This is a genomic window from Frankia sp. CeRuru1 (assembly GCF_977966315.1).
Genome location: NZ_CDWWEW010000242.1, coordinates 1 through 8007 on the forward strand (window position 1 = coordinate 1; position 8007 = coordinate 8007).

The 8007-nt window shown below is 68.9% G+C and carries 6 protein-coding genes, 2 pseudogenes and 1 CRISPR repeat array; of the genes and pseudogenes, 4 read left to right on the forward strand and 4 right to left on the reverse strand.

Annotated features, from left to right (window positions below):
- On the forward strand, positions 1–778 hold a 778-nt coding region (locus AC08OP_RS16580; protein WP_476615028.1), incomplete at its 5' end, for an ATP-binding protein.
- 238 nt (positions 779–1016) lie between these two features.
- Here AC08OP_RS16580 and AC08OP_RS16585 read toward each other — a convergent pair.
- Positions 1017–1898, reverse strand: coding sequence for an EcsC family protein (locus AC08OP_RS16585; RefSeq protein ID WP_476615029.1), 882 nt, complete (start codon positions 1896–1898; stop codon positions 1017–1019).
- 383 nt (positions 1899–2281) lie between these two features.
- Here AC08OP_RS16585 and AC08OP_RS16590 point away from each other — a divergent pair, with 383 nt between their 5' ends.
- Positions 2282–2638: a group I truncated hemoglobin gene (locus AC08OP_RS16590; protein WP_476615030.1), complete on the forward strand. Its 357-nt coding sequence runs from the start codon at positions 2282–2284 to the stop codon at positions 2636–2638.
- Between the two features lie 231 nt (positions 2639–2869).
- Here AC08OP_RS16590 and AC08OP_RS16595 read toward each other — a convergent pair whose 3' ends face one another.
- From AC08OP_RS16595 to AC08OP_RS16605, 3 genes and pseudogenes are all read right to left on the reverse strand, one after another.
- Positions 2870–4306, reverse strand: a complete 1437-nt coding sequence (locus AC08OP_RS16595; protein WP_476615031.1) for an IS110 family RNA-guided transposase — start codon at positions 4304–4306, stop codon at positions 2870–2872.
- A 452-nt stretch (positions 4307–4758) separates the two neighbouring features.
- Positions 4759–5031: a CRISPR direct-repeat array (repeat unit 29 nt; unit sequence CGGATCACCCCCACGGGCGTGGGGAGGAC).
- 142 nt (positions 5032–5173) lie between these two features.
- Positions 5174–5386, reverse strand: a pseudogene (locus AC08OP_RS16600) (type I-E CRISPR-associated endoribonuclease Cas2); the annotation flags it as partial.
- A gap of 34 nt (positions 5387–5420) precedes the next feature.
- A complete protein-coding gene (locus tag AC08OP_RS16605; protein ID WP_476615033.1) occupies positions 5421–6854 on the reverse strand; it encodes a hypothetical protein in 1434 nt (477 codons plus the stop codon).
- 416 nt (positions 6855–7270) lie between these two features.
- Here AC08OP_RS16605 and AC08OP_RS16610 point away from each other — a divergent pair, with 416 nt between their 5' ends.
- Both AC08OP_RS16610 and AC08OP_RS16615 read left to right on the forward strand, forming a co-directional pair.
- On the forward strand, positions 7271–7552 hold the full coding sequence (locus AC08OP_RS16610; protein WP_476615032.1) for a hypothetical protein: 282 nt from the start codon (positions 7271–7273) through the stop codon (positions 7550–7552).
- Between the two features lies 1 nt (position 7553).
- Positions 7554–8007: pseudogene (locus AC08OP_RS16615) on the forward strand (hypothetical protein); the annotation flags it as partial.

Genomic DNA, 8007 nt, shown 5'->3' on the forward strand with positions numbered 1-8007 from the left:
CAACCCCGCCCGCCCCCTCTTCCGCGAAGGCCGCTACCTGCTCGCCGAGGAGCCCGAACTCCACGACACCGCCCTCTACCACTCCGTCCTGGCTGCCATCGCCGCAGGCAACACCGCCCGCGGTGGGATTGCCGACTACCTCGGCCGGAAATCCACCGACCTCGCCCACCCGCTGAGCGTGCTCGAGGACGTCGGCCTGATCCGCCACGAACCCGATGCCTTCCGCCGCAACCGCTCCGCCTACCGGATCGCCGAGCCCCTCGTCGCCTTCTACCACGCCGTCATGCGCCCCTACTGGGGCGACCTGGAACGCCCCGGCCGCGCGCAGGCCGTGTGGCAGCGCGCCCAGCCCACCTTCCGCGGCAAGATCCTCGGACCACACTTCGAAAACCTCTGCCGCGACTGGGCCCGCTGGCACGCCGCCCCCGACACCTACGGCGGCCATCCCTCCCGCGTCGCCGCCGGAACCATAAACAACCCGGCCGCCAGAACCAGCCACGAGATCGACGTCGCGGTCTTCGGCCACCACGACTCCGAACGCGAAACCCTGCTCGCCCTCGGCGAAGCCAAGTGGAACGAGACCATGGGCCTCAAGCACCTGCAACGCCTCAACCACATCCGCGGCCTGCTACCGGCACACCACACCGCCATCGGCGTTGGCGTCCCACGCCTGCTGTGTTTCAGCGGGGCAGGTTTCACCCCCGAACTCCATGAGGCCGCCACCCACGACCCCACCATCCAGCTCATCGATCTACAACGGCTCTACCACGGCGAATAACGGGACTGTCCAACCCTCTCGCCGAGCCCCAATCCACCATCCAATATGATCAAGACAGCCGGCAATACCCCGTCAACATCGTTGATTATCTTAAAAATGGCTAGCCACGCGCCTTCGCCGGCAAACGGCGCAGCCTCGCCACCCCACGCCGATGCTGCCGGACGCTGACGACCGGCAGCAAGCCGGTTGAGATCACCACCGACAAGGCCCCTGTCCACGGTGGCGGCGGGCGAGCCGGTCAGTCGTCACCTTCGGGGTTGACGTCGTCGCGGTCGTCTTTCCCCCGGAACGGGTTGAGTCTTCTGACCGCCACTCGGCCCCGATCCGACTGGCTGTCGAGTGACAGGTGAACCACGGTGTCGGCAGTCCACGCCGGGCCGCTCTCGTGGTGCGAATCGGCGGCCGGGCTGGTCAGATCGCCGTCCGGCGCGGGCCCCGCGGAGAGCGACGGAAAGCTCGACCTGGCGTAGGCGGCAACCGCGCGCATGGAAAGCAGGTCCGTCGTGGCGCCGATCGGGGCGCCGACAAAGGGCACCATCTTGCCCAGGTTGATCACTCCGGTCGTCCCGGCCTTCGTGAACAGCCGAAACCCGACCTTCTTGTTGATCTCGATGAGGGTCTTCCCGGACACACGCTTGACAGCGGCGGCGGCACCTCGCCGGCCGATCTCGATGCCGGCCTCGCGGAGGATCTCCGTCGCGGGGCCACCGCCGGCCATCGTCAGCAACACGGCGGTCCTGACGTCCTCGGACTGCAGGTCGTACCCGCGTAGGTGCGCGACGCCCGCGACCAGCCGGCCCGCGACGATGAAGTAGCCGCTCACGCCGGCCGGCACCGTTATCGGGAGAGTGGCCACTCCCCCGAGCCCGGTCAGGGCCCCGTTCGCCGCCGCGAGGCGGAGATGGATGGCGACGAACCGGTCGACCGCCTTCTCGGTGCCCGCTGTCACCGTCCGCGTCTCGTCCGCGACCTCAGCGGCACCCCGAAAAGGACCGGCGCCCTCGATCGCGATGGTCAGGATCTGCCCGATTCCCCTCGCCACGAGGCCAGCGGCGTCCCCGTCCGCCTTCGGTCCGGGCCCGGTCAGGATCTTTCCGGCCATGCTGTCGGCGGCGGTCACTGAGTTCTCCCCGTTGACGGTAGCGGGCCAACAATGACATATCCCGCAGGCGTGACGAACAGTATGCACGGTAGTGCCACGACCCGTGTCCGCGGCTCTCGGCGTTGCAGATCTTCGCCAGGGCCTTCCTCGCGCCGGACGAGGAGCACACCGCTCCTTCCTACCGTCTTTCAACAGGTCAAGCTTCTGCCCACGCGTGAGCGGAAGGAGCCGGACGGCCCGCGTCCGCCTGCCATCTTTCTCTGTCGCGCGGACATTCGACTCTTTCAAGGAAATTGTGCCCGTGGTTCAGTGAACCTATCGGACGGGTACCAGTGCAGCCCCGGCAACAAACCTGGTCAACGACCTCCGGTCGGGCCTCTCCTGCGAAAGCGAGACCTCTGATGAGTATCTACGACGCTATCGGCGGCGCGACGGCCGTGCAGGCCGCGGTCGACAATTTCTACGTCCGGGTGATGGCCGATCCCGTTCTTGCGCCCTTCTTTGCCGACCGGGACCTGCCCCGCCTCAAGGAACACCAGCGGGCGTTCATCGCCGCGGTGATCGGTGGTCCCGAGGTCTACCAGGGTCGGGACATGGCCGCGGTACACGCCACGCTCGGCCTCACCGACATCCACTTCGACGCGGTGGTGGACCATCTGCTCGCGGCGTTGGCCGGCCTCGGTGTCCCGACGGAAACCACCGGCCAGATCGGAGCGGCCCTCGCCCCGTTGCGTTCCGACGTCGTCACGGTATCGTAGTAACAGCAGTAACTCACGTCATAAACGACCCTGCACGGTCGGGCTGGTGAAGCCGCGCCCGGCTGACTGGAAAACCCAGCGCAACGTGGGCAGGCTCGTGCCCGCCAGGGCACTTGGCCGCTGGTGCGGGTGATGGCAACGGGTGCGATGCGGCTGTTACCGGTCCTTCTACCGGCGAGCGGCGTTGGACGGGCGAGCGATCTCGCTGGCTGGTGGCCGTCAGGGCGCGGGTCAGGCGGCGGCGACGAGGGCCGCGGCCTGCTCCGGGGAGATACCGAGGTTCTTCATCTGGCGGGCGGCGGCGCGGCTGCGCCGCTCGGGGTCGCCTTGGCGGGCGTAGTAATCCTCGCCGAGGTCGCGGAATGGTACTGCTGGATTACTCAACAGCTCCCAGATAATTTCGAGGATGAGCCGCGCTGTCGCGACGACTGCCTTCAGCGCCCCGCGGCGGCGTTTGAGTCGCCGGTGGCGGGCACCGATAAAGGTGTGGGTCCGCCCGGCGACGACCGCGGTCGTCGCGAGGATCCGGCGCGGGTAGCGGTTGCCTTTACCGGTCCGGCCCCTGCGCAGCGAGCCACCGGACTGGATCGTGCGCGGGGTCAGCTTTGCCCAGGACACCAGAGGGCCCTTGGTGGGGAACTGGGACATGTCCGTGCCGATCTCCGCAAGGATGATCCGCGCGGCGTCCAGGCTGATCCCGGGGATCGCGTCGAGCAGCGCGACCAGACGGGGTCCGGTCATCCCCGCCGGCCAGGCGGGCCGGGCCGGTGCGGCGGACGGGACGATCTCGCCGGTGGCCGGGTCGACCGTGCCGTCTTCGCCGCCGAAGGTCTCGGTGGTGGTTCGGGTGGCGGGAGCGGCGATCTCGACGTGGCCCTTGGGCATGGGCAGCATGGCGACGTACTGCTCGATCCGCGCGGACAGCGAAGCGATCTTTGTGTCGATCTCGTCGATCTGCTCGAGGTAGACCTTGAGCTGGAAGGCGTGGTGGTCGGAGAACTGGCCGGTTAACGCGGCGATCAGCGTCTCGCGGGGTGCCTTCAGCCCGCGGGAGAGGTCCGCGAGCCGGCGCGGGTCGCGCTCGCCGGCGACCATGGCGTCGAGCATCCGCCGCCCGGAGAGCCCGAAGATGTCCGAGATCACCGCCGAGAGCTTGACCAGGGCCAGTTCGAGGACCTTCTCGACTCGCTGCTTGGCCCGGGTCCGGTCCGCGACCAGGTCCGCGTTCATCCGGGTGAGGTCGCGTAACTCCCGGATCTCCTTCGGGGGGACGAACGAGGCGCGCAGCATGCCCCGCTCGGTGAGCTTGGCCAGCCACCCGGCGTCGGGTTTGTCCGTCTTGGGACGTCCTGGGACGTTCTTGACGTCGCGAGCGTTGACCAGAACGACGTCCAGGCCCCGTTCTTCGAGGACGAAATACCACAACCGCCAGTAGTCGGAGGTGCTCTCGAGCGTGACCCGCTCGATCCCCTCGCGGACCAGTCTGTCGGCCAGTTCCACCACCGCCGGGTAGGTCGCCGGCACGTCGAGGACCGCTGTGCGCCGCTTGCCCTTCTTCCCGTACGGCATGCGGATGCACACCTTGCCCGCCTTCTTGGCGACGTCGATGGCGGCGACGCGCTGGAGGATCTGCTCGTCCTCGTCGTCGGGCAGCTCCACGCCCTCCACACCAACCCCCTTCAGGTCGACTACTAGAAGCGGCCGTCCGGGGACCGAAAGCAATCACATTCTGGCTGGCGTGCTCGGAGCACAGGTGGCGACCCGTAAGGTCAGGATCCCTCGCCAAACTGAAAATCGGCCTCAAGGCCAGGAAGCGGACGGCGTTGGACGGACGGCCGGCGCCGACCTTCCCAGACCGCTTGGCAGGGCAGACCTTCGGCCAGGGGAAGCCGGTCACGCGCTCGCCGACAGGTGCGCACCGGCACCATGGCGGCGCGATCCCGGGAGGCCGCCAACAGCCCGGGGCCCTGGCAGGGCCCGATCGACCAGCCGGACCGACCGCGGCAGCACCAGCCCTTTCACGCCGCAGGCGGCGTGCCCGAAGGGCCAAAGAAACTGAAAACTGACCCCCAGGGGCGTGGGGAGGACGTCTCAGCGCGTTCACGGAGCTTGGCCATCCGCGGATCACCCCCACGGGCGTGGGGAGGACGACTGGCCAGCCCTCACCGTCGCCGCCTGGTCCGGATCACCCCCACGGGCGTGGGGAGGACCTGACCAGGATCGACCACGTCGGGATCGCGGTGGGATCACCCCCACGGGCGTGGGGAGGACGCGGCGAGGCGCTGGGCGTAGCCGCCGATCGTCGGATCACCCCCACGGGCGTGGGGAGGACGGCCTGTGCTTTCTCGATGGTTGCCCGGATGGCGGATCACCCCCACGGGCGTGGGGAGGACCCTTTCTGACCTGGTCTTTTGCAGGGTCTCCTGTGTCTGTTGTGATGGGAGGCCGAGGAGTTGGAGGCTGCCGAAGTCCATAACATGGCAGCGGCGTCCACCGACTGCCTTGACCGTAAAACCTTGATCGTAAAATCTTGATCGTAAAATCTTGCTCAAGGGTCGGCGGGGTGGATGCAGACGGCGCGGCGCCGTCGGCGATGCTACCGACAATCACGCTCGAGAGTTCGTCGCATTCGCGGGCGGGGACGACCCCGACGTAGAGGCCGGCTTTGGGTTCGATGGGCCGAGAGATCAGAGCACCTGCGACATGCTCGGGTACGACGGGGGTCAAGATGACAATCTTTGAGATCATGGGCTGCCGAGTGGGTCTCCGCCCCTGACGGCCATCACCAGGTGAGGCCGAGTTCTGCGTCGAGGAAGAAGCTGCGTCCGCCGAGGTCGGCTGGCTGGGCGTATCCGGCGTCGTCGATGGGATGGGGCAGGGGAACGAACTCGCGGAGCACGGCGTGCTCGGCCCATCTGGTCGGGACAATTGCGGCTCCCGGATGCCCTCGACGCCAATCGCCGTCGGCGACGGGGATGCTGTGGGCAAGGATGGCGCGGACGTCGTTGGTGGTGAACGAGCCGTCCCGGCGGCTTCCTTTCTCGGGTAGCGGGTGTCGTCGGGTGCGGTCGAGCCAGCGGTAGCCGTCCGCATCGACGAAGCAGCAGACCACGCGGACGGATTCGACGCCGAGACGGGTGCTGACCTTGTCCTCGACGAGGCCGCTGCTGGTCAGCCGTGCGAGGGGGAGGGCGTTCTTCGGCGTCAGGATCATCGCCTGCTCGGCGAGGCTGTAGCGGACCTCGTCCTCCATGCGCCGCGCCAGTTCGGCTTCGCTCAGGTCGGCGGAGAACGTCTCGTCGTAGACCTCCTCGACCATCTCCTGAACATGGTCCGGAATAGAGATGCTGCCGGGGGCTCGCTTGGCGAGCAGGGTGTGGGTGCGTTCGAGGAGGGACCGGTCGTAGACACCGGTCCAGCGATCCGGCAGGTCCAGCGCAGCCCCGTCTGCCGGCGGAACGAGTACGACGAGCCGCGGCCCGGTGGTGGCCCAGGCGGGCCGGTCGCCGTCGAAGACGGCATGCGGACGGACGGCGCTGTCGCGGCCGTAGGCGGCCATCACCGTCTTCGTGATCTCCTCGCGCTGGTAGGCGGGAAAGCGGGCGTGTAACAGCTGCAGCTGGGGGACCGTACGGCCGTCACCGAAGCTGGCCCGGACGGCGGACAGGTCGGCGAACCAGCCCTGCAGGTAGCGGTAGGTGGCCTGCGCTTCGGCGACGGTGGTGCAGATAACCATCGCGCAGCCGCGGTCAGCGACGAGGGGTTCGAGAAGCGTGCGGAGTGCGGTGGAGCGGTCGGCACCCTTCGTGCGGTGGACCGGCACGACCATTGTCTCAACCGCGAGGGGACGAGAGGGGATGTCGACGGGCTGGGTGGTGAGGGCACCGATGACGGCGTCGGCGTAAACCCATCCCGGGTAGGCGACCGGCGCCAGGTCGGTGGCACGGTGACCGGCGCCGGTCAGGTAGGCACGGACGAGTCGGTGCGCGACCGAGCCGGGCAGGGTGGCCGACAGCAGGACGACCGGGACATCGAGCGCACCGAGCCAGATCAGCAGCCGAGCGAGGAGCATCCGCATGTAGGCGTCGTAGGCGTGCACCTCGTCGACGATCAGTACCTTGCCAGCGAGGCCGAGCATCCGGAGCATGTTGTGCTGCACAGGCAGGACGGCGAGCAGCGCCTGGTCGATGGTCCCGACGGCCATCGCGGCGAGCATAGTCACGGATTCGGCGGTACATCTGGTCCGCGGTCGCCATCGTCGGCAGGGTGACGAACAGCCCACACGTGCCAGCCGCCTCGCCCATCACCCGGGCGGCGTGCAGCGCCGTCTCGGTCTTACCGACGCCCATCGGCGCCATCACGAGCAGCAGGCCCGGACCTGACAGGAGCCCGGGCAGCCGCCCTGCCACGGACCGCTGCAGGGCGTTCGGTTCCTGTCCTCCCCACGCCCGTGGGGGTGATCCGACAGCGGGTACTCGTCGGGTGTACGCCTCGACGTCCTCCCCACGCCCGTGGGGTGTTCCGCCCTCGGCAATCGAACAGGTGGCGCACAGGTAACACACAGGCCCGACTCCCACCCTCATAGTCACGGGGCTCCTCCCGGAGCGCCGGCAGGGTAGGAGGACACCGGCCATGGCCACACGTGAGCAGGGAATCCGACGGGTAGGCCCCGTCACCGCCGGACTGGCGGCCGTCACGGCCGCCGGAGCCATCAGCTTCGGCGTGCTGGCCCACGAGCATTCCGCATCCGCGGCCATCTCGGCCTCGACGACGGACGACAGCTCGGCGACCTCGGGTGACGGATCCACCTCGTCGTCGACCTCCGACAGCGCGTCCTCGTCCGGCGGCTGGTCGGGCGGGACAACGGTGGGGAGTGCCGACGGTCCCACGCACGCGTCGACCGGTGGTTCCTGAGATGCCCGGCGCGGCAGCGGTGGTCGAGTGGTCGGTGTGGAGCACGACCGCCCGGCTCGTGGTGACCGAGCCCGGCGAGCACCGCCGCGATCGTCCGTGGTTCCGCGGCGGTGGGCTGGCTGCGCCGGCTCGGGATGCCGGCACGGCTCGTCGCCGCGGACGGCTCGATCGTCACGACCGCGGGCTGGCCCAGCCCGAGCCGGGCCGAGACGGCTCCGGCCGCCGAGGATGGAACCCGAGTCGCATCCGCTGGCTCGGCGACACGGCCGAGAGGTTCCGGCCGATGAGCACCGAAGCCCTCTGGTACGCCGCCCGGGGTACGGGCACCACGTGCCTGCCGCTGCTCACCCTGACGGTCGTCCTCGGCATCGTGGCCCGCTCGGGTCGCGGCCTCGCGGGTCTGCCCGGTTTCGCGCTCGCCGTCGCCGGATCCGCGGCCTGGCGCTGCTCCGCCT

Coding starts and splice junctions, on each gene's coding strand:
- AC08OP_RS16590 (WP_476615030.1), top strand. CDS start 2,282: ATGAGTATCTACGACGCTATCGGCGGCGCGACGGCCGTGCAGGCCGCG.
- AC08OP_RS16605 (WP_476615033.1), bottom strand. CDS start 6,854: ATGCTCGCCGCGATGGCCGTCGGGACCATCGACCAGGCGCTGCTCGCC.
- AC08OP_RS16610 (WP_476615032.1), top strand. CDS start 7,271: ATGGCCACACGTGAGCAGGGAATCCGACGGGTAGGCCCCGTCACCGCC.